Origin of the sequence: Falsibacillus albus, assembly GCF_003668575.1 — a bacterium.
GTDB classification, from domain to species: domain Bacteria; phylum Bacillota; class Bacilli; order Bacillales; family DSM-25281; genus Falsibacillus; species Falsibacillus albus.
This window is the reverse complement of sequence record NZ_RCVZ01000010.1, coordinates 15,259-41,404: the sequence shown is the minus strand read 5'-3', so window position 1 is coordinate 41,404 and position 26,146 is coordinate 15,259. Positions and strand designations below refer to the sequence as shown.

Below are 26,146 nucleotides of genomic sequence, written 5' to 3'. Positions count from 1 at the left end.
GGATGGTGCCTGTCACCTTTATTAATTCAAAAACTGATTGATCGCATCACGGTTTTTTTGGTCGTCGATGCGTAGAATGTCATGAAATACTTCATCATAATCATTTACATATCCATCTTCAACAGGCAATGACATAGTATCCGTCACAGACGGACGATGAAGGAGGAAGTCTTTTACGAATTTCAATTCAGCGACTGAGCTCATGTTTGTATAGATGTAGGGCTGGATTTCCCCTAATAGTTTAGGAGCCTTCAGGATGCCATTGGCACTCATGACCTCATCAGATACAAGTTTGATGACTTTTTGCTGGCGCTTGACGCGTCCGAAGTCACTGTCAATGTCATGCCTGAAGCGGGCATATCCCAATAGTTCCTTTCCGTTCAACTTTTGCAAACCTGGCTGAAGGTTGACGCCAATGTGATAACTCATCGCCTTTTCCACATTGACTTCGATTCCATCAGGGGCAAGTGTATCGATCGCTTGTTCGAAGCCTTTAAAGTTGACCATGATATAATATTGGATATCGATTCCGAAGTTCTCTTTAATCGTTTGTCTTGTCAATTCCGGCCCGCCCAAAAGGAAGGAAGAGTTCATTTTTTTTCTTCCATCATATCCAGGTACGCGGACGAACATATCGCGCATGAGCGAGACCATTTTGACACTGTTCTTATCAGGATCGTATTGGGCGATAATCATCGTATCGGAATTGGAATCTTCGATTGCCCCGCGGCCGTCAACACCTAGGAGCAGGATGTTCGTCTTGCCGACTTTGCTTTCCTGGCCGTGGAATTCAGCTTTTGCCTGCGGTTCGATGATGTCCTTGTCATTTGCGGTCACCTGTTTTCCAGCATAATATTGAAACAGGACATATCCCGCAATGGAAAGAAAGAATAATGTAACGATAGTGAAAAATATACGTAAACGCCTCTTTTTTCTCTTTTTTCTACGATGCTCAAATCTTTGCTTCATAAAACCCCTCTTTTATCTATAGTTCCTAGATGTAAATCATGGAAAGTTTATGTATATTATTAACTATAATTCTAGTTTTGTAAATATTGTGAATTAGAAAGTGTTATGATAGGGTGACAGGCACCATCCAAATAATGGATGGTGCCTGTCACCCTGTGAAGAAAGGAGTGTATTAATTGGGTTATATAGAAGATATCAGGAATCTCGTTGGCCATCGGCCGTTGATTTTAGTTGGTGCTGTCGCAGTGATTGTGGATGATGAAGGAAGGGTTCTGCTCCAGGAGAGAACGTACCCTCAGGGGGTTTGGGGGCTTCCTGGAGGACTAATGGAACTTGGTGAATCGACGGAGGATGTGGCAAAACGCGAGGTGTTAGAAGAAACGGGACTGACAATCGATGAATTGAAATTGATTAATGTTTATTCAGGGCCAGATCATTTTACCGTTGCAGCGAATGGGGACGAATTTTATGTGGTGACTGCAGCTTACTGGACAAAAAATGTAAAGGGAACAATGGAAATGGATCTATCAGAATCGACGAAGCTGCAATATTTTCATGAAGATGAATTCCCGGGAGAAATGGTCGGCAGCCATCGAACGATATTAAAGGAATACTTTACTTCTAATGATCGCAAGTAAAGCTGCTTGTTGCATGTCCAAATATCCGTGTATTTGTAAAAGTAAAAGTTAATTGTTACTGATTATACATAACTTTCAGTATTAAGATCGACAATAATGAACTATATTTCTGTATAATGGAAAATAATCCCTGATAGGGTGACAGGCACCATCCAGAAAATGGATGGTGCCTGTCACCACAAATGAAATGGAGGGGTTCAATTGCAGGTTTCAACGCATCGGTTGACGGATCGTTTAAAGAGGGTGTTAACGTTTGCAGAAGAAGAGGGGCAAGGAAAGGTTTTGCAGCCGGTCCATCTTTTGATTGGCAGTTTGCGGGAAAAGTCTGGTGTGCTTGGTGAAATCCTGCTAAAAGGGGATTTTGATTTTTTAAGTTTAAGAGAGTTTGCAGGGCAACCCATCGGTCAAACTTCAACCAGTAACGATTTTTTCCAAAGCCGTGTGTCCCCGAAAGTAAATGCCATCATGGAACAGGCGATCGAATACATGAACCGCTACAATCAAATCCATCTTAATGAGGGGCATGTTTTGAAGGCTTTGATATTATCAAAACAGCTCGATTCCATTTTGACCAGTAAGCAAAATGAGATAATTTTATCCCATGGAACAACCTCCAGAGACTTAATTACTCATTTGCCTTCGTATACACCTCCAGAAAAAACATCTTTCATAGATATTAAAAGAGCAGAAGCAACAGACAAACAACCCCTGATTGATTTTATCAAAAAGAATTTCTCCAATGAATGGGCGGAAACCATCGAAAAGGGTTTTAATGTCAATACTCAAGTCCCTATTTTTATTGCATTGAATGACCAGCAAGATATCATCGGATTTGCCTGCTATGATACTTACAAAAAGAAAAAGGGATATTATGGGCCAATGGGTGTCATTCAAACCGAACGCGCTAATGGGATCGGCTCCAATCTCGTCTGCACCTGTTTAATGGAAATGAAGGAAATTGGCTATGAATACGTCGTATTTGGCGGAGCAGGACCAATCGAATTTTATGAAAAAATCTGCAATGCTGTGGTCATCCCAAAATATTAAGAACTTTAGAATTATAGAATTGTCAGGAGGTTGCAAACATGTTTAATCATTTAAGCAGCAGCGAATGGATCATCCTTGGCTATATTTTCTTGACCTTTATCATGAATGCCCAAGCCATTGTGGAAAGGATGAATCATCAAGAAAAAGAAGCACCGGATCCTCCAACCGGAATGAAAATGGGAGCCTCTTTCATTATTGTTTCATTCATCACCATCATGTTTGTCCGAGGATTTGTCCTTGTCATGGCATTTGTAATATTAAAAAATATCATTTTGAAGACTGTAAGTGCCGTTCTATTCATCAGCGATTATTATTTCATTTACAGTGGCTCTGTTGGAAAAAAGGGAGAAGCTCTTCCTGTGAAAAAAACAAGATTTAAAGTCATGACCTTCCATCTAATGATTATCACTGCATTCATTCTATTCTTTTTCTTCAAATATTTGCTGCTGAGCCTGTCTGCTTGATTAGATATTAGAATATTTAATAAGATTAATAAAACGATAAATAAAAAGTTTAATACAGCGTTGCAGGCTAAAACACAAATAAGAAAGAAGGATTGATCATGGAAGCAAAGCAAATGCCCCAGCCGAAAACATATGGTCCCCTTAGGAACCTGCCAGTCATCGACAAGGAAAAACCGATGCAATCTTTGATGAAAATGGCAGAAGAACATGGTGAAATCTTCAGGTTTGAAGTGCCGAATAGGGTCATTCGCTATCTTTCGGGGCACCGTCTTGTCAAGGAGGCTTGTGATGAATCCAAATTCGATAAAAATGTAAGCCAACCATTAAAGAATGTCCGGGCTTTTACTGGAGACGGTTTATTTACGAGCTGGACGCATGAAGAGAACTGGCATAAGGCACACAATATCCTTCTTCCGAGCTTCAGCCAGCAGGCTATGAAGGGATATCATTCGATGATGGTTGACATTGCCGTACAACTTATCCAAAAATGGGAGCGATTGAATCCGGATGACCATATCGAAGTGCCGGAGGATATGACGAGGCTGACACTGGATACGATTGGACTGTGCGGCTTCAACTACCGCTTCAACAGTTTCTATCAGGAGAACCCCCATCCATTCATCCAAAGCATGGTCCGTGCATTGGAGGAAGCAATGAAACAACTGCAGCGCCTCGGAATTCAAGATAAGCTGATGGTCAATAAAAAACGCCAATTTGAAAAAGATAAGAAATACATGTTCGAGCTTGTCGATAAAATCATTTCAGAACGGAAGGAGAGCGGGTTTCAGAAAAATGACCTGCTCACCCATATGCTGAATGGTGTAGATCCGGAAACTGGAGAAGCACTCGACGATGAAAACATTCGCTATCAGATTATCACCTTTTTAATAGCCGGCCATGAAACCACAAGCGGTCTACTCTCATTTGCACTTTACTATTTAGTGAAGAATCCAGAGAAATTGAAAAAAGCTGCTGAAGAGGCAGAAGCGGTTCTCATCGATCCCGTTCCTGGATACAAGCAGGTAAAACAATTGAAATACATAGGCATGGTGCTCAATGAAGCCTTGCGATTATGGCCGACGGCTCCGGCCTTTTCGCTATATGCAAAAGATGATGTTGTTCTTGGAGGCGATTATCCTTTGAACCGCGGGGATCAACTGATGGTCTTGATCCCTCAGCTTCATCGCGATCGTACGGTATGGGGTGATGATGTAGAGGATTTCAAACCTGAGCGTTTTGAAAATCTAAGCAACATCCCTCAGCACGCCTTTAAACCTTTTGGAAATGGACAGCGAGCATGCATTGGGCAGCAGTTCGCCCTCCATGAAGCAAAGTTGATCCTGGGAATGATGTTGAAGCACTTTGATTTTATCGACCATTTAAATTATCAGCTAGACGTCAAAGAAACTTTAACGCTGAAGCCTGATGGGTTTACATTGAAGGTCCGTTCGAAACATCGTTCAATTGGGCCAGACGAATCCGTGAATGACCATGAAAAACTGAAGTTGATTAAGCCAAAAAAAGCGCAAACACATGGGACTCCATTACTTTTTTTATACGGTTCCAATATGGGAACGGCAGAAGGGACAGCCCGGGATCTAGCAGATATCGGCATGAATCTGGGTTTTGAAACAAATGTAGCACAGCTGGATGCATACATGGGGAACTTGCCATCAAAAGGGGCAGTGGTGATTGTCACATCATCCTATAATGGAACCCCACCTGATAATGCCAAACAGTTCGTGAAGTGGCTGGAAGAGGCAAAAGGCAAAGAGGTGGAGGGGATAAAATATGCCGTATTCGGCTGTGGAGATTCCAATTGGGCGACAACATATCAGAGAATCCCGCAATTCATTGATTCCAAATTGTCCAGTAATGGGGCGTATCGCATCTGCGAGCGGGGAGAAGCGGATGCTAGCGATGATTTTGAAGCAACGTATGAAGCCTGGAGAGACGATTTGTGGGAGAGCCTTGCGATGGAATTTAACCTCCAGCTAGAGGTGAATAGCGATGCAGCGGCTGCATTTTCTCTCGAGTATGTCAACGAAACCGCTGAAACGCCAATTGCCAAGTCACATCGCGCCTTCACAGCAAGGGTCATTGAAAACCGGGAACTGCAAGCAAAAGGCAGCAACCGTAGCACAAGACATATTGAGGTCTCCCTGCCAAGCAGTAATATGTATAAAGAAGGCGATCACCTCGGGATCATACCTCAAAATGACCGTGAATTAGTGGAGCGGGTTATGAATCGTTTCCACCTTGAAGCAAATCAACACATCCGTATTCATCATGGAAACTTGAAGCAGATGCATCTGCCTTTGGGACGGACGATTTCCATTTTCGATTTGTTGACCAATTTTGTGGAATTGCAGGAGCCTGCCACGCGCAGCCAGCTTCGGGAATTGGCTGCTGCTACGGAGTGCCCGCCGCATAAAAAGGAATTGGAAGCACTGACACAAAAAGGTGTATATAAAGAAATGGTTTTATCCAAGCGAATATCCATGCTCGATCTATTGGAAAAGTATCCGGCTGTCAGTATGGATTTCGCTGGATTTTTAGCCTTACTTCCTGGTATGAAACCAAGGTATTATTCCATTTCTTCATCTCCAAAAGTTAATGAGGACACGGGCAGCATCACAGTCAGTGTAGTACGGGGAAATTCTTGGAGCGGAAATGGGGAATACAAGGGGGTTGCATCCAATTATTTAGCACAGCTTGATCAAGGGGACACTGTAACATGCTTCCTTTCATCGCCGGAATCAGGATTTGAACTTCCTGAAAGTCCTGAAACACCGATTATAATGGTCGGACCGGGTACGGGCATAGCACCATTCAGAGGATTTATCCAAGCTAGGTCAGCGTGGAAAAGGGAAGGAAAAGCACTCGGCAAAGCACACCTTTACTTTGGATGCCGTCATAGCGAGTTTGATTTTCTTTATCGTGACGAACTGGAGATGGCTGTTGAAGATGGGATCATCATCTTGCACACAGCATATTCAAGAATGGGAGACTGTCCGAAAACATATGTTCAGCATCTGATTGAGAAGGATGGGGACCATCTGATACAACTGCTGGATCATGGCGGCCATTTATACATTTGTGGAGATGGAAGCAAAATGGCCCCAGATGTAGAAAATACACTTATCGCAGTATATGGAAGGGTTCATTCCGCTACAGAGGAAGAATCCAGGAAATGGCTTGCAGGGCTGGAAAGAAGCGGGCGATATGCAAAGGATGTCTGGGCGGGACAATAATTAAAAAAAGGGATGAATCAAATCGATTCATCCTTTTTGTCGATTATTTACTTCAATGGCAGTTCGGATCCCGGATTCGATTGCACCTTGGATCCAGCCATGTGGGAGGGAGGTGTGCTCACCTGCAAAATGGACCCTGCCTTCAGCAGCGGATATTACGGGATAAAGATTCAGTTCCTGGTCAGGTTTGAAAAGGGTATAGGCGCCGGTTGCATAAGGATCCAAGGACCAGCTGTGTGACGCCCCTGTGACAAAATGAGACCGGATTTCTTCCCCATGGATAAAAGCAAGCTCTTTTAATGTTTCTTGGATGCGCTCTTCCTCGGATTTACACATCCAAATGAGGGCATCGTCTTCCCAGGTGTAGCTGCCAAGGACCACTCCGCTTTTTTCTCCAAAACCATGGCTGGGGTAATAAGCCAGTCGAATCGGAAGGTCTGTCATGGTCTTGCCTCCGAATAAACCTTGTTTTTCCCAAAAACGGCTGTTGAATTGAATGCCTGTTTTCGTTGACGGGACGCTGTGCAATTCACGGATTGCCTTCCACTTGTCATGGGAGAATGAACTTCTTGGTTCAATTTCTACAAATTGCAGGATCGTGAAGGGCAAGGTGACAATAGCGTAATCTGCGGAAAGTTGAGATGTTGAATCAGAGTGGGTGTCAATAAATGAAAAAGTCACTTGATCCTTACCTTGTTCTATTCTTGTAAGTTTTTGATGGAAGATGATATCATCCTTCAAGTCTGGTAGAAATGCCTTTGGAAGCTGATCCATCCCACCTGGAATTTCGTAAAATTGAACTTCCTTATTGAATAGAATCATAAACTCACGCAGCAATTCTAAAAAAGAAAATTCAGGAACTCCTTCAACATCCGACAAGACTTTTACCATTTCCATGGCACCGGGTGAAAGGGACTCCCCATTTTGGTTATTGCGAAAGTAAGTGGTAAATGAATACTTCTGGAGGTTTTTCACCACTTTGGGCCAATTTTTAAGTGGGTTTTGATTAATATAATCGATGATGCCTTGAACCCTGAATTTTATGAGCTCATAATCCGTTTTTCCTTTTTCGATGGGAGAAACGGGATATTTTAATATGTCAGGATTTTGCTGATACAAATAGGATCTTGTCATGATCCCATTCACATAAATGAGATCATTTGGAGATGAATTGACAAACGGATTTACCTGAAGGCCGAATTTATTTATATATTCAAACACCAAATAATGCATATTTGGGATCCGCATCGCCCCAGCATCGAAGTAGTTTTCATCTGTGAACGGGGAACGAATCGTATATACTCTTCCTCCAACCCGGCTTCTCGCTTCGATGATCTTGACTCGGTGCCCAGCTTGTTTAAGGATCGAGGCGGCTACCAGACCGGCCATTCCTGCTCCTGCTATAAGTATATCTTTAGGAGAATCCGTTTTCGGCAATCCGTTCCGAATGATGTGAGTCAGTTGAGATGGTGTGTAATAAGGGGGTAAATAATTGGTCATTAAATGTTTACTCCTTTCACCATCAAAATTCACGTTTCTTTTCAAAATATTCGTGTAGAGGCATTGATATGATTCCACAACGGTTTATTGGGGAAAAAGTATCATCCTGCAAAATATTAATTTTTTTGTAAAAGAAAAGGATTTATGGGGCTTTTAACCGAATTTGATCAAAATAGGGATTTGTTTTGAGGTCAACGGGTATACATCACATATCCGCAAATTGAGGAGGGAGCCAAATGCCAATCAAACATTATGGCGTACTGAAAGGAACACCGGTGAAAGCTCTAATAGGCAGTGAAAAAAGCCCACATTTCCAAATTCTTGTCCATGATGAAAACGGAGAGGAATACAGGATTGCCATCAACATCAAATCACAAGGCTATCCTTCCGAAGTCCTTTACCTGGTCAGCCATCAACTGAAAAATGAAGAGACGGATCATCTACTCCAGCTAAAATCAGGTTTTACTCAGATCAAACAAAACAATCCGCCTATCGGAATCGACTTTATTAAAGCTCAATGGTTCGACCCAGCAGATATGGTTGCACTCCCGCCAGAGGTGGAAGGGCCGGATAATGATCTAAACGACAAAATTCAGCATTACGTAAATGAAGCAATCAAAAATAAGTCGACTATTTATGCTTTTGGAGCAAAATGGGGCCCTGAAAAAAACAAAAGCGATCAATACTTTCACTTTACGCCGGGACAGGGAATCCATGATATTCATATGAATCAAGGAAATGAAGGCAGGTGGGAAAAAGATAACGGTTCCTTTCAAGACGGGGCTCTATTCATACAATTGGAGGACCGGTGGGTGGGTATTTTCCTGGCGTTCCAATCACAATCCTGGTGTACGGATGAAGATGGAAACCCAATAAAACCGGCCGAAGAATGTGATCACCTGAAAGAAAAGAACCAAGTAGATAGACATAGTCATACTTCCTAAAAAAAAAACGGCGCCGACCATTTAAATTGGAGGCGCCATTTTATTATTTCATGCTGAACATTCTTTTCATCGTAACCAATCCCAGTCCAAGCACCGCTCCTGCAGCTGTTATCGCACTTACTTGATGTTCAGCTGTCCCAAGAACGACTAGGATAATAAGTAACAAGCCAATGATTAATGCTAGTGGTTTTTTCATTTTATGTACCTCCCCGAATTTGACTATATCATGTAATACGTGTTAATTGTCAAAAAGTTTCAAATTAATGCATTATATTCCTTTTTCGTGTTGAAAGTGTTTGCTAAAATGAAGTTGGAGATGAATGAAAGGGGAATTATGAAGTATGTGTGGATGTCCTTGCAATGGTTAATGGCTTTTTATAAACTGTCTCGCAGATTTAATGCGGGATAGGTATGTCATTTAGCGGTACAAGGGGAAAGATAAATCATCCACAGGTTTTGGGAATTCGCATCTCCGAAACGATTATCCTGTCCCTTATTTTGGGGAGGAACGAAAAAAATGAAGAATTTCATTCAAAAGGTAGCACTCGTAACCGGGACCAGCAGACCCAATGGCATAGGTGCCGCAATTTGCCGGAAGCTTGCACAAAACGGAACCGACGTCTTTTTCACGCATTGGTCGAGCTATGATGCGGCAACAGGATATGAGGATGCAGACACCACATGGCCAGAAGCATTTAATGAAGAATTGAAATCCCATGGAATACGCTCTTCACATCTGGAAATCAATTTAGCTGAAGAAGATGCTGCTGCCAGACTCTTAAATGAAGTAGAAAATGTATTTGGCCAGCCTACAATCTTGATTAATAATGCGACATACTGTGTCGAGGTCGATTTCCTGCAAATGACATCGGGCATATTGGATGCCCACTATGCCGTGAATGTGAGAGGGACCTGCATGCTGTCCGTTGAATTTGCCAAACGCCTGCAAGGAAAAGGCGGTGGGCGGATCGTCAACCTTGTATCTGGACAGGACAAAAGCCCGCAGCCCGGGAACCTTGCCTATGTGACAACGAAAGGAGCCATCTCCACCTTTACGAAAACATTGGCTGCTGAGCTGGCTCAACATCATATTACGGTAAATGCCATCGATCCTGGTCCGACAGATTCAGGGTGGATGAACAATGAAATTCAAGAATTCTTAAAGCCAAAATTCCCAATGGGTCGGATTGGCGTTCCAGAGGATGCAGCCCGGCTCATAGCTTTTCTGGTAAGTGACGAAGCCCGGTGGATCACCGGTCAAATCATTCACTCGGACGGTGGTTTCTGGGATTGATCATGAGTAAAGGAATGGCGCTGCCATTCCTTTTTTGTTTGTAGTTTTGTAAAGATTGATAACCTCTCAAAAAAAGAAGAAAACTAACAAAATGAAAAAATAGTATAAAGTGTTCCGGAAAAAGACATCGTTTGTTATATTAAAAACATACACAAATATCCAAAAATAGAAAGGGGTTCCAATGACACATTCAATCCGTTGTATTTCAATAGACAAGCAGTTCAAAGGAGATGGAATAAAGACGAATGCGCTTCATGATGTGAATTTGTGTTTGGAAAAGGGAGAGTTTGTAGCCGTCGTAGGCCCATCCGGGTCTGGAAAATCGACACTTCTTAGTTTACTTGGAACGTTGGACAGGCCGACTGGTGGCCAAATAATCTATGGAGACAAAAATGCAAATGAAATGAAGGGAAAAGAAGTTGCCGATTTCCGATTTGAAAATATTGGATTTATTTTTCAACAATTTCACTTGCTGCCAACCTTGACTTCGCTTGAAAATGTGATGGTCCCGCTATTTTCCAGGAGAGTCGCTTATAATAAAAAGGAGCGGGCAGAAAAGTTATTAGAGCTGGTCGGTCTACAGGATAAGTTGAATTCATTGCCTTCCCAGTTATCTGGCGGCCAACAGCAGAGGGTGGCAATCGCCCGGGCGATGGTACATGAACCCCATTGGCTGCTGGCAGATGAACCTACAGGAAACCTTGATTCAGATACAGGAGAAGTGATCTTTGAGTTGATATCCCAGTTAAATAATGAAAAAGGATGCGGCGTTGTTTTCGTCACGCATGATCCTGTTCTTGCTTCACGGGCATCACGCATCATACGGATGAAGGATGGGGGAATCATTTCTGATACTGCAGGTGAAGGGAAATGATCAGATTCATTTGGCAGAATTGGTGGAGGAACAAGGAGCGCTTCATACTTTTATTGGTTGGAGCCCTGATCGTCAGTACGGGTTTAAGCTACTTAGTCGGAGTTTCCCAATCCAATAATGGCACAATTGTCGATGAATTACAGAAAAGGTGGAAATCATCCTATCATATCGTAGTTAGAGCTTCTGGGAGCAGGAGTGTGACAGAAGATAAACACCTGCTTGAACCTAACTACCTGTCCGGTTTGGCAGGCGGAATAACGATGGATCAATATCATACAATCAAGTCCATGAATGAAATTGATGTTGCTGCTCCGATTGCTATGCTGGGGTACGTAAACAACGATGTGATTTTAAGAAAGTTGAATTTAAGCAAGCCTGGTGTGTATCGATTGAAATTGACCGAAACCACCAATGATGGCGTGTCCACCGATAAATATACAGGGGCAACCTACTTTACCATCGGCGGATGGCAGCCTGTCGGACTTGGTAAAGAGTATGGGGCTTACCGCTTCAGCGGTGAACTTTCTTTTGGATCAAATGTCATGCTGGCGGGAATCGATCCTGAAGCAGAAGAAAAATTGGTAGGATTAGGTGATGCAATCAATAAGGGAAGCAATAGCCGATATTTTAATGAGTCCGATCATGTCCAACAAAATAAATTGGATGAAGAGCATGTGGATCACCAAATCCCGATTATTTTAAGCGATAAGGAATTCGTCAACGGCACTTACACATATGACATTGAACGGCTGGATCTGCCTTTTGGTCCTGAGCAGCAATCGTCGACGATGGAAAACGTTAAAGCTCATGGGGGAAGGGACTTTTTAGAAAAACAAAAAGCAATTGATCATCAATCCTACACCTTTACCACGGAACAAGCACATCAAAAGTTGCTCACCTCAATATTTGAAACAGGGAAAGTTGACAAGGGGATAGGCAATTTAAGCTCATGGCTTATTTACAAACCTTCTCCTGTAAAGTATGAACCTGTGACAAGTCCATTTTCTAAAAGGTGGCCATTCTCATATGAAATAAAACCATACTCCGTTCCGAAAGGCTATCCATTACAAGATAAACAAACCTATCGACCGGTTTCATTATATGGCAAGAACAGTAAGGATTGGGCGCGTTTGCAATTTCAATATATAGGGTTATTCGATCCTCAAAAGTTGGACATTTCCAAGGATCCTTTGACTGAGCTGCCAATGGAAACATACTTCCCGTCCAAAGCACAATTAGTCCTTGATGATAAGGGAAAACCGGTGAATCCCCCCGTAGACATGAAGCCTTTGAATAACTCGTATGGCTTTTTGACCAAGCCCCCGCTCATGCTGACCACAATTGAAGCGGCTGCAGATGTTATAGGGGACAAACCCATTTCGGCCATACGAATTAAGGTGAAAGGGGTAGATAGATTAACAAAGGATAGTCAATCGAAACTGGAAATGGTTGCAAAAAAAATTGAAGATCAAACCGGATTGATCACCGATATTACACTGGGCTCTTCTCCACAGCCGGCGCTGACTCATATACCAGGAATAGATGAAAAGAAATCGATTGGTTGGGTGCAGCAGCCCTGGATTAAAATTGGGTCTTCCTTCTCCATCTTTCAAGAATCGAAAATGGGCCTTTCAGGTGTGATTGGCAGTGTCATTTTAGTTGCCATTGTTTATGTATTTTCATCAAACTTGATCATGATGTATGCCAGGAAAAAAGAATTTGCGGTCCTCCTTTCCCTTGGATGGCGGCCATCGCAGCTGACGAAGTTGATATTCATGGAATCGACCATCATTGGAATGTTTGTCTCCATCATCAGCTGGCTGATTCTTGGATTCATCTTTTTATCCCACCATATCGCGACCTCGGGGACCAGAATTTTTATGATTGGTGTATTTGGCATAGCGATTTATTGGCTCGGCTCAATCATCCCGGGACTGCTGGTTATGAAAATAAAGCCATATGAAGCGATGAGGACCGGAGAAATCACAACAAAATCAAGACGTATTGTTAAAACTGAGTCCTTTTTATCAATGGGTGTCAATTACTTATTAACCAAATGGAAAAGAAGCATTTTATCTATCTTTGCGATTGCACTGCCTGCAAGCTTGCTCATATTCTTCCTATTTATCACCTTCAGGTTAAAAGGAATTATGTTTACAACTTGGCTGGGGCAATATGTCGCCATGGAAGTCGGCCCGATGCATTATATTGCCATGGGGGTTGCAGTATTAATCGCCGTGCTCACAACAGCAGAAATCATTTGGCAAAATGTCTCGGAAAGACAGCCAGAAATAGCTTTATTGAAAGCAGTGGGATGGCATAATCGTCATATCCGTGGACTTGTTCTACTTGAAGGAGCGATCAGCGGTTTCATAGCAGGGATTGTTGGCTTTATTATTTCAATGGTCTTAATATGGAGGATGTATGATCAAATTCCATATGAACACCTGCTATTTTTCTTGGTCACATTATTGATCCCGATTACAACAGGCATTTTAGGGGCTGTCATTCCTGCCGAAAAAGCGGTGAAAATTATGCCTTACCAAGGAATCCAAGGGGTCTATGACAATTCCAAACGTACGGAACAATACTTCAAATATGTATTCAGTGCATTAGGGCTGCTGCTATTCATTGGTAGTGCAGTGTTGCTTGCCAAAGCTGTACCTGAGGTGAAAAAATCCGATACGGCTATCAAATCTCCTACAAAGGAGGAAGGGACGAAAGGCGTGGTGCATGAAAGCATTCCTGCGGATGCACCGCTGATAACTGAAACGGATGGAAAGGATCATGCAAAAGGGGATGTAGTAACTAAGGCCGACGGTTTAAAATCCATTCTGGACAATGCGTGGAAAATCATAGAATTAGGGGAATCTGTAAATGATGAAACTGAGACATATACTTTCGGAAAGATCTCGGACAATCCAAAAGATCTTCCCTCTCCTAAAAAAGGGATGGGCTACATTTCAATTCCAGTAGGGATGGAACGAAATGAACAACCTGTAAATAAACTGGATTTCAAGCCGTTTTCATATGAACTGATAGATGGCGAAGGAAATCATTACTACGTTGAAACCTTTAAAATCCTGGAAAACAAAAACTGGAATGGCAACGTATACTTAACAGCCTCAGGAAAAGCGAAAGCACTGATAACCTATCAGGTCCCTAACGAAACGAAAAAACTATATTTATTGGCCCACTTCGAAAACCTTCGGGGCGACATTCTTGTCAAGGTTAAATAGAAGGGATAGAGTTGCAGATGGATTGAGATTCTTTGATTTCTTTGATTCGAACGGGAACGTATTCGGTGCAGTTACTTTTTAATACTTTGATGAGTAAGGGGTTGTAAAAAAATGATTCGAACCAACATAAACAGGGTAGGCACTACTTATATACCAGTCAAAGATCCAAGGAGATCTTCTAGCTGGTACCAGGAAAAGCTGGGAGCCGTTGAAAATTATCTTGATGAAGACAAAGCAATTGTGGATTTTGCCGGGCAAAGCTTTTTCCTTGTGAAAGCGATGGGCGGTCAACAGGCGAATTTTATCGATGCCAAAGGGCAGGAGCATTTTTCGCTTACTTTTGAAGTGAACGGATTTGATGAATTGAAAAATCTTCACAACGAACTGCTTAAGGCAGGCGTTGATGTAAGGAAAATCGAAGACAGGGGCCACCCAGGCAATAACTTCGTCTTCTCCGACCTCGACGGCAACCTCTTCGATGTTTGGAGTGTGCATTAGACACCATTTTAGGGTGACAGGCACCATCCATATTCTGGATGGTGCCTGTCACCCATTCACAGAAAGGAGGTTCAAAATGTCGATTGCTAAAAAGCGGGCAACTTCTGCTGGAGGTGCAATATTACTCCTGCTGTTGTTTTTCCTCCTTGCCTGGAATTATCACAACCCTTATGTATTATCAGTCAGCAACGGGATTCAAGGGTATTTGTATGATTCGTTGAATCAGTTTGGAAGCAGCATTTTCATTGGGATCACAAGGCTTGGTTCTGGATATGTTTCCTTTCCTTTAACAGGGATTTTGGCGATATATTTAATAATAAAAAGAAAACCATGGATCGCTTTACTTCTTATATATAATTTAATGGTTGTACGACTTTTCAACAGGTTTTTGAAGACGGTCTACGCATTTCCAAGGCCGACGCTCAAACACATGGTTGATGCTGGCTACTACAGCTTTCCAAGCGGGCACTCCATGAATTCCATCGCCTTTTACGGTTTTCTGGGGTACCTTGCTGCGAACCATTTCAAGCAAAAGGGAAAAAGTACAAGGCTTATCTGGACCGTTACATCTATACTCATTTTTCTGATAGGCATGAGCCGCATCTACTTGGGAGTGCATTTCCCAACGGATGTTATCGGCGGATTCCTCGCAGGTGGAGCTACGCTGCTAGTAACCATTCTCATATCGACTCTCAGGCCGCTTGAGCAGCGTCAGCATGCCAATTAAGGTTCATCAAGGTGACAGGCACCATCCATTTTCTGGATGGTGCCTGTCACCCATTCATTACCCACTTATGAAAGAGGTTTGCGCATGAAGCAGATCATTGCACTTGGCGGGGGAGGTTTTTCAATGGAGCCGGACAATCCGCTACTGGATAAATACATATTAAAGCAAGCTGGGAAAGAGAAGCCGAAAATCTGTTTTGTGCCAACGGCCAGCGGGGATGCAGACAGTTATATTCAGAGATTCTACGATTTTTTTAGCCAACACCAATGCAGCCCATCCCATTTGTCATTATTCAAGCCGCCAACCCGTGATTTGGAAAGCTTCGTACTGGAAAAGGACATTATGTATGTAGGTGGCGGAAATACCAAAAATCTCTTGGTCCTTTGGAAGGAATGGGGGCTAGATGGAATCATGAAGAAAGCATGGGAACAAGGAATCATTCTCGCTGGGATCAGTGCTGGCTCATTGTGCTGGTTTGAGGAGGGCGTAACGGATTCTTTCGGCAATGGACTTGAGCCGATCACAGGCTTAGGCTTATTGAAGGGGAGCAACTGCCCACATTTCGATGGCGAAACGGAGAGAAGACCCGCCTATCATGATTTAATCCAATCGGAGAAGCTCAGACCGGGCTATGCCGCAGATGATGGTGCGGCGCTGCATTTTATTGAAGAAAACTTATTCAAGGTCGTCAGCTCACGTCCCAATGCACTTGCTTACCGGATGTCCACTGAAAATGCCAATGTCATAGAGGAACCTATTAAACCGATTTATTTAGGAGATTCCTAGCTTGAAAAAAGTCAAACCTTTTTGGTTCGGCTTTTTTGGCAAGTGCTACATGCTCCTCCTCGCATATATGAGATTATTCTTGTTTCACCTCGATTTTTACTTTTTATCATCCCTGATTTGAATCCGCACTATCTTCCAAAATTTTCTTTTGTTATATTATTAATATACAAAATTTTCTAAATAATAAACTCTGTTAACTAGTATATCACTGTCCTGAGAGGAGACAGTCTCATAACTCCTCATGATGGAGAGTGGAGCAGCCAGTTTCCAACCGACACCTTTGACAGGGGGAATCTTAAGGGGGATCCAATGGAACATTCGATTCAATGCATGGAAGTTGAAAAACAATTCACGGGGGATGGAATTACAACGAATGCACTGCATCAAGTAAACCTAAAGTTGAAAAAAGGGGAATTTGTTGCTGTTGTGGGTCCTTCCGGATCAGGAAAGTCGACATTGCTCAGTTTATTGGGAACGCTGGATCGACCGACCAATGGCGAAATCTTGTATGGCGAACAAAGCGTCTCCAAGATGAAAGTGAATGAAATTGCTGACTTTCGCTTTGAAAATATAGGATTTATTTTTCAGCAATTTCACTTGCTTCCGACCTTGACTGCACTTGAAAATGTGATGGTGCCGCTATTTTCGAGACGTGTTCCCTACAATAAAAAAGAGCGTGCATTGCAATTGCTTGAGCAGGTAGGATTGAAAGATAAGCTGAATTCCCTCCCATCCCAGCTATCCGGCGGACAGCAGCAGCGGGTGGCAATAGCCAGGGCGTTGATTCATGAACCGCACTGGCTATTGGCGGATGAACCAACCGGGAACCTGGATTCAGAAACAGGGGAAGTCATTTTTCAATTAGTCTCACAGCTTAATAAAGAGAAAGGCTGCGGTGTCATATTTGTTACACATGACCCACTTCTTGCTGGACGTGCAGATCGCATCATCGAAATGAAGGATGGCGAAATCATTTCGGATGCTGCAGGTGAACGATAATGCTCCGCTTTATTTGGCAAAATTGGTGGAGGAACAAGGAACGTTTTATCCTTCTTTTGGTCGGAGCGTTGATTGTCAGCACCGGACTGAGCTATTTGGTCGGGGTGACACAATCGAATAACGGCACAATCGTCGATGAACTTCAAAAAAGATGGAAATCATCATACCACATCGTCGTCAGGCCGCCTGGAAGCAGGAGTGTGACCGAGGATAAAAACCTTTTTGAGCCGAATTACTTATCGGGTCTGGCTGGCGGAATCACGATGGATCAATATGAAACGATCAAATCCATGGGAGATATCGATGTCGCAGCACCGATCGCCATGCTTGGGTATGTCAATAATAATATCGTTTTGAAAAAATTGAATATCAAAGAGCCGGGCGTCTACCGATTGAAAATGACCGACAAAACGAACAATGGTGCTTCCATCACTAAAGATACAGGGGAAACCTACTTCACGGTCGGAGGATGGCGGCCGGTGGGGCTTGGAAAAGAATACGGCACCGCTCAATTTGATGGAGAACTGTCTTATGGATCGGATGTCATGCTGGCAGGAATTGATCCGGAAGCAGAAGAAAAGCTTGTTGGATTGAGCAGTGCCATCAAAAAAGGAAATAACAGCCGTTATTTCAATGATGAAGATCAGGTCCAGCAATCAGATATAGGTGATGGTCTGATCGACCATAGTATCCCGATCATCATGAGTGATAAGGAATTTGTAGACGGATCCTATACGTTTGAAATTGAACGCTTGGACCTCCCATTTACAGCAGATCAACAGGCACAGACAATGGAAATGGTCAAAAACAATGGCGGAGAATCGTTTTTACAGAAACAAAAAGGTCTTGATCATCAATCCTATACATTCACAACGGAACAGGCGCATGAAAAAATGATTCAAACCATTTGGGATAATGGTTTTGTTGACAATGGATCAGGCAATTTGAGTTCATGGCTCATGTTCAAGCCTTCTCCAGTAAAATATCAGCCTGTGACGAGCCCATTTTCAAAAAGATGGCCATTCGCATATGAAATCCAGCCCTATACCGTTCCCGAAAACTCACTATTGGGCGATAAACAATCGTACCGTCCGGTTTCATTATATGGCCCGAACAGCAACGATTGGGCGCGCCTGCAATATCATTACGTCGGGTTATTCGACCCACAAAAATTACAGATCTCAAAGGATCCGTTGACAGAGCTGCCGATGGAAACCTATTTCCCATCCAAAGCCCAGCTCGTGCTGGATGAAAATAATAAGCCGGTCAACCCGCCAATTGACTTGAAGCCGCTGAACAGCCCATATGGATTTTTGACGAAGCCGCCCCTTATGCTGACTACGATCGAAGCGGCCGCTGATATATTAGGCGACAAACCGATTTCTGCCATCCGCATCAAAGTCAAAGGGGTGGATGCACTAACGAAAGGGACCCAAGCAAAGCTGGAAAAAGTGGCAAAAAATACTGAGGATCAAACGGGTTTGATAACCGATATTACATTAGGGTCCTCACCGCAGCCTGCTTTGACGCATATCCCCGGAATCGATGGAAAGAAATCGATCGGCTGGGTACAGCAGCCTTGGATAAAAACCGGCTCATCTATTTCCATATTCAAAGAATCAAAGCTGGGGCTATCAGGTGTTATCGGAAGTGTGATTTTGGTCGCGATTGTTTATGTATTTTCTTCTAACTTGATCATGATGTATGCACGGCAAAAGGAATTCGCCGTGTTGCTTTCCCTTGGGTGGCGTCCATCTCAGCTGTCGTATTTGATTTTCCTGGAGTCGACCATCATTGGTCTGTTCGTCTCTATCATCAGCTGGCTCATCCTCGGATTCATTTTCCTATCCCATCATGTTGAGACTTCGCATTTAAGGGTTTTTATGATCGGTGTGTTCGGACTTGCGATTTATTGGCTTGGTTCGATTATTCCTGGTTTACTGGTTCGAAGAATTAAGCCATATGAGGCGATGAGGACAGGTGAAGCTGCCAACGTTTCAAGGCGTTTTATCATTACCGAATCCTTTTTCACTATGGGTGTGAACTTTCTTTTTTCAAAGTGGAAAAGAAGCAGTCTCTCCATCATTGCCATTGCGCTGCCGACAAGCTTGCTCATTTTCTTCCTGTTTATCACCTTCAGACTGAAAGGAATTATGTTTACGACTTGGCTTGGGCAATATGTCGCCATGGAAATTGGTCCGATGCATTATATTGCCATGGGCGTGGCGATTTTGATTGCTATATTGACCACTGCAGAAATCATCTGGCAGAACATTTCAGAGCGGCAACCTGAGATTGCATTGTTAAAGGCTGTGGGGTGGCACAACCGTCATATCCGGGGACTTGTTTTGCTCGAAGGCGCCATCAGCGGCATCCTTGCAGGCATCCTAGGGTTTCTGCTTTCCATGATGATCATTTGGAAAATGTATACGCAAATTCCGTATGAACATATGCCATTTTTCTTTGTCACCTTAATGATCCCGATCGTAATAGGGATTCTCGGTGCCCTCATACCTGCTGAAAAAGCGGTGAAAATAATGCCTTACCAAGGAATGCAAGGGGGCTTTGAAAACTCGAAGCAAACGGAAAAACGATTCAAATATGTGTTCGGTGCAGTCGGGCTGCTCCTGTTTATGGGCATTGTTGCATTGATGGCCACCGCCGTACCACAGGTAAAAAAAGCAAACAATGCCGTTCATGCCCCTGCTGAAGAGGAAGGAACAATAGGGAAGGTCCATAGAAGCGTCCCGGCGGATGCAAAGATCCAGAACAAATCTAAAGGAAAGGATAATGAGCAGACTGGTGGAAATCCATCTGAGTTAAACAAGTTGATCGATAGTGCATGGAGAACAATAAAATTAGGTGAAGTCATCCACAATTATGGGGACAATTACTCCTTCGAGGGTATAAGCGGAACCCCTAAAGCCCTGCCTCATCCAAAACAAGGTATGACTTATATTTCGATTCCGGTCGGAATGGACCGGGATCCAGGTGCTGTTGGCAAAATGGTATTTAAACCATCTTCCTATGAATTAATAGATGGGAATGGAAATCATTATTACGTTGAGGATTTGAAAGTTCTCGAAGATCAAAATTGGTACGGACACAATCTATTGCCTGGCGGAGGAAAGGCAAAAGTCCTGATCACTTATCAAATACCGAAAAATACCGAACGACTATACCTCTTGGTCCACTATGGCTACCTCGCTGGAAACATCCTTGTAGAGGTGAAATAGGATGACAGGCACCATCCATATTCTGGATGGTGCCTGTCACCCTTTCTGTATCCTTGTCATATTTCTGCAATATAAATGTAAAGATATTTAACCGTTGCTGTCGAATGGTGGATGGTATAATGTGCTTGGGCAGGAAGTTTTAAATGTTATCCTATCCAAATAGAATCGTTTCAATATAAACGAAATAAACAGCAATTAAGGGGAAAATGATGGTAAAACATAAGAAAAATATCGCATACAATGTATTATCTGTCATTGGTATTAGTAGTTTACTATTTTCATATACTAATCCGGCATTTGCAGAAGATTTACATAGCAAAAAGCAAGAAATACATAGCCAGCAAACCAAAGTCCAATCACAAATGAGCGACAAACAGAATGAGCTTTCCGAACTGCAGGCAGATGCTGCTAGCATGAAGGAGGCTATGGACTCAATTACCTCGAAGGTAAATCAAACAAATCAAAAAATGGACGATTTGACACAAAAGATTTCGGACACAAATAAAGAAATGGATGAATTGAAACAGAAAATCTCCGATACAAAAAAACGGATCGCAGAACGAAATGACATCTTGAAGAAAAGGGCGCGGTCGATGCAAGTCAACGGCAGTTCTGTCGGCTATTTGGATGTTCTGATGGGGTCTGAAAGCTTCGGTGATTTCATCGATCGTGCATTGGCTGTTTCGACTGTCGTAAATGCCGATCATAATTTGCTCGAGGAACAGAAAAAGGATAAAGAACAGCTGCAAGAGTCTGAACAAAAGCTTGTCGATAAAATGAATCAATTGCAGGAAGACAAGAAGAAAATTGAAGATATGAAAATTCAGTTGAAATATGAAATGGCCGAAAAGGAAGCCATTATGAAGAAGATAAAAGAACAGCAGGATCAAACTTCTACAGACTTGGCAGATTTACAGAATCAGTCGGCCAATTTGTCCAAGCAGGAAAAAGAGGTTTTAGCAGAAGAAAAGAGACAGGCTGAATTGGCGAGAAAAAGAGCGGAGGCAGCACGGATTGCCAAAACAAGCCATTCCAATGATTCCAGCTCGAATTCGAGCTCGAATTCCAGCCATGAAAGCATTTCCCATTACACGGCTCCAATTCCAGCAGGCAATACAATCAAAAAGGGTTCGGGTGCAATTGAAACAGCTATAAGCGCAGGCTCTGCGCTTGTAGGACATTCTCCTTACAACTGGGGAGGCGGAAGAAACAGTACGGATATTGCCAACCGTTCATTTGACTGCTCTTCTTTTGTTCGCTGGGCATACGATCAAGCAGGTGTCGATTTAGGCGGAATCACATCCACATCGACAAACACACTTGTCAGACTGGGGAAACCAGTAAGTGCTTCATCCATGAAAAGAGGGGACTTGGTCTTCTTCGATACGTATAAAACAAATGGACATGTCGGCATTTACTTAGGAAACGGAAAATTCCTTGATGATAACAGTTCGGATGGCGTTTCCATCGATTCCATGAGCAACCCGTACTGGCAGGCAACCTTTAACGGTATAGTACGAAGGATTGTAGAATAGAAATTTTGATACAAAGGGACTTGTCTTGTGGACAAGTCCCTCCTTTATTCAGGCAGGCCAAAAAACGACCAGCAAGAAATTTTTTAATAAAAACTTCCTTTTAAAACGAAGCACTCCCTCCTATAAATCCCGTTATATATTCAATTGCCCGATCATCTGAAACGTGGGCGTAGTGTTCACCATTCAATTCCCGGACCAATACATTCTCACTTTTTAGTTTTTCTGTTTTTCTATGTATTCTCTTTTGATATTTAGGATGCTTACCGTTTCGGTTGCCGTAAAGTAAGAGGCAGGGCATCTTCAAATTCTTTACGATGAGCGGCAAGTTGCTTCGATATGCTGCCAGGAGCAGGCTGATCCCTTCCAAAGAGGTGGATTGTTGATTTCGAATGGCCGTACGCATAAAAGGACTATCCTCCAGTCCGTACGAGTGGAGGGCAGAAACGATTTTCTCTTCTGTAGCCTCAGGTTTAATCTTGTCATCATTCGTAGTATCTGTCCCTAAAACTTTTTGTCCAAACCATTTATGTAGAACACTTATTATAGGGAGAAGATAGGCGGATGGCCCCATCATGCTCACGGGAAAACGATCAATTTTTGCAAAGCCGATATCCAACAAGACAATACTATTGACTTTTTCTGGATAATATTGAGCATAGGCCATGCCAATGATGCCTCCGAGCGAGTGGCCAATAATGTTAACTTTTCTGATGCTATTATCATTTATATAGGCATGGAGCCAATTCGCAGCATCCTCCAGTGTAACAATGCCTTCCAGTCCTTCACTGCGGCCAATTCCTGGAAGGTCGATCATATGTGTGGAAAACCTCTCATTAAATGATTCAGCAATAGGCCGGCCAAAGTCGCCTGCCCAGCCAGTACCTGGCAAAAAAATGTTCGTTTCTTTGCCAGATCCTGTTATCACTGAGTAATGCTTTTTCACAATTAAAATTCCTCCTTAACATTAAGAATGGTCATAAATTATCTCCGCTAAATTTTTTAGATGATAATTAATTGTTACATGACTTTTTGGAAAATTCAAGAAAATAAACAGTGATCCGTCCCATAGAATGACATAAAAAAATAGATTTAATCGACAAAATTCTGTTTTTCTATCAAATACCTGACAAATTCGCCGATAATATAAGAAATCTATGTTTTTTTAAATATACATAATCCACTTAACAGGAGAAGAGTACTATGAATTTTAACCAGCACTCTCAACGGCGTAAGATCATCATAATTTTTTCGATCGTTGTATTCATTGAATGCATGAATCTTATTTTAGAAGAATTCTACACATCTGTTCATATATATACTGTCTTTCTTCAAATGATTCTATTAGGGGCAACGGTTGCACTTTTCCGGTTTATGATAAAAGGGACAACTGAAGCATCAAAGGAGCTCAGCAATTCCAATCAAAATCTAAACAGTATTTTTGATTCCCTTGACGTGGCGATTTGGTCCCATGATTTAAAGTCAAATATCCTACTGATTACACCAGGTATTAATAAGTTGTATGGTCATACTCTTGAGGAGTTCTATCAAGATAATCAGCTATGGAGAAAAGTTATTCACCCTGAGGATTTATATGTCCTTGAGGAAAGGGAGGACACGTTAAATAGTGGGGAGCCGTGTACGAGTTTTTATCGCATCATCCGGCCAGATGGAAGGGTGCGATGGATTCAAGACAGGGGGATTCCCACAATCGATGAGAATGGGATTCTAGTATACTTTACAAGTGTCTTATTTGATATTACCGATCGCAAGGAAAGCGAAGACCGCTATCGCAGTTTGGTTGAAATGTCCCCGGATATCATTGCGGTGCTCACGGATAGGAAATTTGATTATATAAATGAGGCGGGAAGTAAACTATTCGGTGCAGCCAGTCCAAGTGAAATCATTGGCAAAGATATTTCAAGTTTTGCAAGGAAAGAAGATATTAAATATGTAAGCAAAAAAATCAGTGAGGACTGGAAAGATGATTTGGATAAGTTCCGGATCGAAGTCAGTGTTTTCAGACTGGATGGTAAGTCTATCGATGTGGAAATATCGATCATGCCGATCTTATATGGAGGCAATCCTGCCATACAGTTGGTTGGAAGAGACATCACCACCAGGAAAAAAGCTCAGAAAACCATACATCAAATGGCCTATTATGATTCATTGACAGGTCTCCCGAACAGGAATAAGTTCATGCAATATTTAAATGAAACGATAAAAGACACATCTGAAGAGCCCTTTGCCGTTCTCTTCCTTGATCTGGACCGTTTTAAAGTGATTAATGATACAAAGGGCCATTCGACTGGGGATATGCTGCTGAAAAAAGTAGCGATTTTGTTAAAGGGTATTATTAGAAATCAAGGTATCGTCTTTCGGCAAGGCGGAGATGAATTCATCATCATTTTGAAGGATGTAGATCATGGACAAGTCGATCAATTTGCAAGAGAAATCCTTCATCGATTTTCTCAGCCAATCATGATCGAAGAACAGGAATTTTTTGTGACCCCTAGCATCGGGATAAGTTTGTACCCAATGGATGGAAGAGAGCAGGAAAGTCTATTGAAGCATGCGGATACCGCTATGTATGTAGCAAAAGAAAGAGGGAAAAATAATTATCATTTTTATGATTCAGCACTAGATCAAATAACCTCCAGGAAAATGGAACTTGAAAATGGATTGAGGCGTGCCTTGGAACTTGATGAATTACGGATCTTTTATCAGCCCAAGGTTCAAATGGACACAGGCGACATTTTAGGTGTAGAGGCTCTTCTTAGATGGGAGCACCCGATTCTCGGCTTGATCTCTCCAGCTGAATTCATTCCGATTGCTGAAGAAACGGGTTTAATCATCCCTATAGGAAAATGGGTATTGAGAAATGCAATAGAGCAAAGTATTTATTGGGAAAATACAGGCATAGGAACCATTCCTGTCGCGGTAAATATTTCGGTCAGACAGATCAAGGATGAAGACTTCGTAGTCGATGTAAAAGAAATACTGGAGGCAACATCATTTGTCCCTTCATGTCTTGAATTGGAGATCACGGAAAGCATCATGCAGGACTTCAATCGTTCCACTCATGTGTTAAAGCAGCTTAAGCAATTGGGGCTTAATATATCCATGGATGATTTCGGCACTGGCTATTCTTCGTTGAATAATTTGAGGCACTTGCCGATTAATAGCATCAAGATCGACAAATCATTTGTGGATGACATCATTAATTTTAACGGCTCCATCGTAAGAGCGATAATCGATATGGCAGAAAACATGGATTTTAACATCATTGCAGAAGGGGTGGAGACGAAAGAACAAGTGAAATTCCTACTTGATAATTCATGCTTCACAGGTCAAGGATATTATTTCAGCAAGCCTCTTCCTGCCGGAGATTTGGAGAAATATATTATTCAATGTTCATCTATAACTGCAGGCTAAACAATAAAGGCCGCTTCCACTTTGGGAAGCGGCCTTTATTGCAGTCTTGATGTACTTAATGAATGAAGTTTAAAAAAGAATAGGTTTATGATTGATATAAATGGAAACATCCTCATTTTTTAATTTGGCATGATTAATACGATTTTGTTCTGGTGGACCGATGACGACAGACTCTGTTATCGGGGAAAGAGCTTGTGCTATTTTTTCTGCATTAACGTTATATGATGCTTGAAATACTTCTGGCGGGGTCAGACGCAGCATATCCGAGCCTTCAGCGGTTTCAAATTGATCATTATTAAAAAAAAGATGAAGATGAAGGTCTTCTGATGTAGGACGGATCCAATGCCACCAAGCCATGGGGATAAAAACAACTTGGCCCGGTTTGGCATGATAGTTATGAAGTTTGTTCCTATCTGGATCAACGATGGAAACGAGTGCTTCCACGGATATGACTACATCAAGTTCCCAAGCATTTGGATGCCAGTGGGGCTCACGAATATGAGCTTTTGTCATGAACAAATCGACAAAAGCTCCACTGACCATGGCAGGAAGCTGTATGGACGTAACTTCATTTGCTATATTTTCAGGATCTCTTTTAAAAAACAGGTTATTTCTTGAGTCGAAGAATAAATTTGGAGTGCCAGTTGTTTTTTTATATTTGTATTATCAGGGATATATCCAGACTTAGCCATCTTGTTCCTCCAATAGGA

The 26,146-nt window shown here is 42.3% G+C and carries 19 protein-coding genes and 1 pseudogene; 15 read left to right on the top strand and 5 right to left on the bottom strand.

Going from position 1 to position 26,146, the window contains the following annotated elements:
* Window positions 1-21: 21 nt before the first annotated feature.
* Window positions 22-969 (bottom strand): LCP family protein, encoded by a 948-nt coding sequence (locus D9X91_RS14250; protein WP_121681315.1) that lies wholly within the window; start codon window positions 967-969, stop codon window positions 22-24.
* Window positions 970-1,145: 176 nt separating this feature from the next.
* On the opposite strand from D9X91_RS14250, the gene D9X91_RS14245 reads away from it, so the two are divergent.
* The 4 genes from D9X91_RS14245 to D9X91_RS14230 all read left to right on the top strand — a co-directional run bounded on the left by D9X91_RS14245 (window position 1,146) and on the right by D9X91_RS14230 (window position 6,372).
* Complete coding sequence (locus tag D9X91_RS14245; RefSeq protein ID WP_121681314.1) at window positions 1,146-1,607, top strand: NUDIX hydrolase; 462 nt, start codon at window positions 1,146-1,148, stop codon at window positions 1,605-1,607.
* A gap of 201 nt (window positions 1,608-1,808) precedes the next feature.
* Window positions 1,809-2,654 carry a GNAT family N-acetyltransferase gene (locus D9X91_RS14240; RefSeq protein ID WP_121681313.1) on the top strand — a complete coding sequence of 282 codons (846 nt, stop codon included), beginning with the start codon at window positions 1,809-1,811 and terminating at the stop codon, window positions 2,652-2,654.
* Window positions 2,655-2,692: 38 nt separating this feature from the next.
* Complete coding sequence (locus D9X91_RS14235) at window positions 2,693-3,118, top strand: hypothetical protein (protein WP_121681312.1); 426 nt, start codon at window positions 2,693-2,695, stop codon at window positions 3,116-3,118.
* A 98-nt stretch (window positions 3,119-3,216) separates the two neighbouring features.
* The gene (locus D9X91_RS14230) at window positions 3,217-6,372 is read left to right on the top strand and encodes a bifunctional cytochrome P450/NADPH--P450 reductase (protein WP_121681311.1); all 3,156 of its coding nucleotides are present in this window, start codon (window positions 3,217-3,219) and stop codon (window positions 6,370-6,372) included.
* 27 nt (window positions 6,373-6,399) lie between these two features.
* Here the strand turns inward: D9X91_RS14230 and D9X91_RS14225 are convergent, their stop codons facing one another.
* Window positions 6,400-7,872, bottom strand: coding sequence for a flavin monoamine oxidase family protein (locus tag D9X91_RS14225; RefSeq protein WP_121681310.1), 1,473 nt, complete (start codon window positions 7,870-7,872; stop codon window positions 6,400-6,402).
* A gap of 236 nt (window positions 7,873-8,108) precedes the next feature.
* Here D9X91_RS14225 and D9X91_RS14220 point away from each other — a divergent pair, with 236 nt between their 5' ends.
* Complete coding sequence (locus D9X91_RS14220; RefSeq protein WP_121681309.1) at window positions 8,109-8,816, top strand: YukJ family protein; 708 nt, start codon at window positions 8,109-8,111, stop codon at window positions 8,814-8,816.
* A gap of 43 nt (window positions 8,817-8,859) precedes the next feature.
* On the opposite strand, the gene D9X91_RS22535 is transcribed toward D9X91_RS14220, so the two are convergent.
* Window positions 8,860-9,012: a hypothetical protein gene (locus tag D9X91_RS22535; RefSeq protein ID WP_158598326.1), complete on the bottom strand. Its 153-nt coding sequence runs from the start codon at window positions 9,010-9,012 to the stop codon at window positions 8,860-8,862.
* A gap of 321 nt (window positions 9,013-9,333) precedes the next feature.
* Here D9X91_RS22535 and D9X91_RS14215 point away from each other — a divergent pair, with 321 nt between their 5' ends.
* The 9 genes from D9X91_RS14215 (at window position 9,334) to D9X91_RS14175 (ending at window position 22,004) form a co-directional block, all read left to right on the top strand.
* Window positions 9,334-10,110, top strand: a complete 777-nt coding sequence (locus D9X91_RS14215; RefSeq protein WP_121681308.1) for an SDR family oxidoreductase — start codon at window positions 9,334-9,336, stop codon at window positions 10,108-10,110.
* A gap of 181 nt (window positions 10,111-10,291) precedes the next feature.
* Window positions 10,292-10,984, top strand: a complete 693-nt coding sequence (locus tag D9X91_RS14210; RefSeq protein ID WP_121681307.1) for an ABC transporter ATP-binding protein — start codon at window positions 10,292-10,294, stop codon at window positions 10,982-10,984.
* Window positions 10,981-14,223, top strand: a complete 3,243-nt coding sequence (locus D9X91_RS14205; RefSeq protein ID WP_121681306.1) for an ABC transporter permease — start codon at window positions 10,981-10,983, stop codon at window positions 14,221-14,223. The genes D9X91_RS14210 and D9X91_RS14205 overlap by 4 nt, the downstream gene beginning before the upstream one ends.
* Before the next feature lie 111 nt (window positions 14,224-14,334).
* The gene (locus D9X91_RS14200; RefSeq protein WP_407644194.1) at window positions 14,335-14,721 is read left to right on the top strand and encodes a VOC family protein; all 387 of its coding nucleotides are present in this window, start codon (window positions 14,335-14,337) and stop codon (window positions 14,719-14,721) included.
* Between the two features lie 76 nt (window positions 14,722-14,797).
* Window positions 14,798-15,448: a phosphatase PAP2 family protein gene (locus D9X91_RS14195; protein WP_158598325.1), complete on the top strand. Its 651-nt coding sequence runs from the start codon at window positions 14,798-14,800 to the stop codon at window positions 15,446-15,448.
* A gap of 84 nt (window positions 15,449-15,532) precedes the next feature.
* On the top strand, window positions 15,533-16,234 hold the full coding sequence (locus D9X91_RS14190) for a Type 1 glutamine amidotransferase-like domain-containing protein (protein WP_121681304.1): 702 nt from the start codon (window positions 15,533-15,535) through the stop codon (window positions 16,232-16,234).
* 309 nt (window positions 16,235-16,543) lie between these two features.
* Window positions 16,544-17,233: an ABC transporter ATP-binding protein gene (locus tag D9X91_RS14185; RefSeq protein WP_121681303.1), complete on the top strand. Its 690-nt coding sequence runs from the start codon at window positions 16,544-16,546 to the stop codon at window positions 17,231-17,233.
* Complete coding sequence (locus D9X91_RS14180; protein ID WP_121681302.1) at window positions 17,233-20,469, top strand: ABC transporter permease; 3,237 nt, start codon at window positions 17,233-17,235, stop codon at window positions 20,467-20,469. The genes D9X91_RS14185 and D9X91_RS14180 overlap by 1 nt, the downstream gene beginning before the upstream one ends.
* Window positions 20,470-20,678: 209 nt before the next feature.
* Window positions 20,679-22,004 carry a C40 family peptidase gene (locus D9X91_RS14175; RefSeq protein WP_121681301.1) on the top strand — a complete coding sequence of 442 codons (1,326 nt, stop codon included), beginning with the start codon at window positions 20,679-20,681 and terminating at the stop codon, window positions 22,002-22,004.
* A gap of 100 nt (window positions 22,005-22,104) precedes the next feature.
* Here D9X91_RS14175 and D9X91_RS14170 read toward each other — a convergent pair whose 3' ends face one another.
* Entirely contained in the window at window positions 22,105-22,947 is an 843-nt protein-coding gene (locus tag D9X91_RS14170) for an alpha/beta hydrolase (RefSeq protein WP_158598324.1), read from the bottom strand.
* 257 nt (window positions 22,948-23,204) lie between these two features.
* Between D9X91_RS14170 and D9X91_RS14165 the strand changes: the two genes are divergently transcribed.
* Complete coding sequence (locus tag D9X91_RS14165; RefSeq protein WP_121681299.1) at window positions 23,205-25,436, top strand: sensor domain-containing protein; 2,232 nt, start codon at window positions 23,205-23,207, stop codon at window positions 25,434-25,436.
* Between the two features lie 69 nt (window positions 25,437-25,505).
* On the opposite strand, the pseudogene D9X91_RS14160 reads toward D9X91_RS14165, so the two are convergent.
* A pseudogene (locus tag D9X91_RS14160) lies at window positions 25,506-26,128 on the bottom strand (cupin domain-containing protein).
* Window positions 26,129-26,146: the final 18 nt, after the last annotated feature.

What these genes read in the sequence shown, in the direction of transcription:
- D9X91_RS14250 (WP_121681315.1), bottom strand. Translation starts at nt 969, where the DNA reads ATGAAGCAAAGATTTGAGCATCGTAGAAAAAAGAGAAAAAAGAGGCGT.
- D9X91_RS14235 (WP_121681312.1), top strand. Translation starts at nt 2,693, where the DNA reads ATGTTTAATCATTTAAGCAGCAGCGAATGGATCATCCTTGGCTATATT.
- D9X91_RS14230 (WP_121681311.1), top strand. Translation starts at nt 3,217, where the DNA reads ATGGAAGCAAAGCAAATGCCCCAGCCGAAAACATATGGTCCCCTTAGG.
- D9X91_RS14225 (WP_121681310.1), bottom strand. Translation starts at nt 7,872, where the DNA reads ATGACCAATTATTTACCCCCTTATTACACACCATCTCAACTGACTCAC.
- D9X91_RS14220 (WP_121681309.1), top strand. Translation starts at nt 8,109, where the DNA reads ATGCCAATCAAACATTATGGCGTACTGAAAGGAACACCGGTGAAAGCT.
- D9X91_RS22535 (WP_158598326.1), bottom strand. Translation starts at nt 9,012, where the DNA reads ATGAAAAAACCACTAGCATTAATCATTGGCTTGTTACTTATTATCCTA.
- D9X91_RS14215 (WP_121681308.1), top strand. Translation starts at nt 9,334, where the DNA reads ATGAAGAATTTCATTCAAAAGGTAGCACTCGTAACCGGGACCAGCAGA.
- D9X91_RS14210 (WP_121681307.1), top strand. Translation starts at nt 10,292, where the DNA reads ATGACACATTCAATCCGTTGTATTTCAATAGACAAGCAGTTCAAAGGA.
- D9X91_RS14205 (WP_121681306.1), top strand. Translation starts at nt 10,981, where the DNA reads ATGATCAGATTCATTTGGCAGAATTGGTGGAGGAACAAGGAGCGCTTC.
- D9X91_RS14200 (WP_407644194.1), top strand. Translation starts at nt 14,335, where the DNA reads ATGATTCGAACCAACATAAACAGGGTAGGCACTACTTATATACCAGTC.
- D9X91_RS14195 (WP_158598325.1), top strand. Translation starts at nt 14,798, where the DNA reads ATGTCGATTGCTAAAAAGCGGGCAACTTCTGCTGGAGGTGCAATATTA.
- D9X91_RS14190 (WP_121681304.1), top strand. Translation starts at nt 15,533, where the DNA reads ATGAAGCAGATCATTGCACTTGGCGGGGGAGGTTTTTCAATGGAGCCG.
- D9X91_RS14185 (WP_121681303.1), top strand. Translation starts at nt 16,544, where the DNA reads ATGGAACATTCGATTCAATGCATGGAAGTTGAAAAACAATTCACGGGG.
- D9X91_RS14180 (WP_121681302.1), top strand. Translation starts at nt 17,233, where the DNA reads ATGCTCCGCTTTATTTGGCAAAATTGGTGGAGGAACAAGGAACGTTTT.
- D9X91_RS14175 (WP_121681301.1), top strand. Translation starts at nt 20,679, where the DNA reads ATGGTAAAACATAAGAAAAATATCGCATACAATGTATTATCTGTCATT.
- D9X91_RS14165 (WP_121681299.1), top strand. Translation starts at nt 23,205, where the DNA reads ATGAATTTTAACCAGCACTCTCAACGGCGTAAGATCATCATAATTTTT.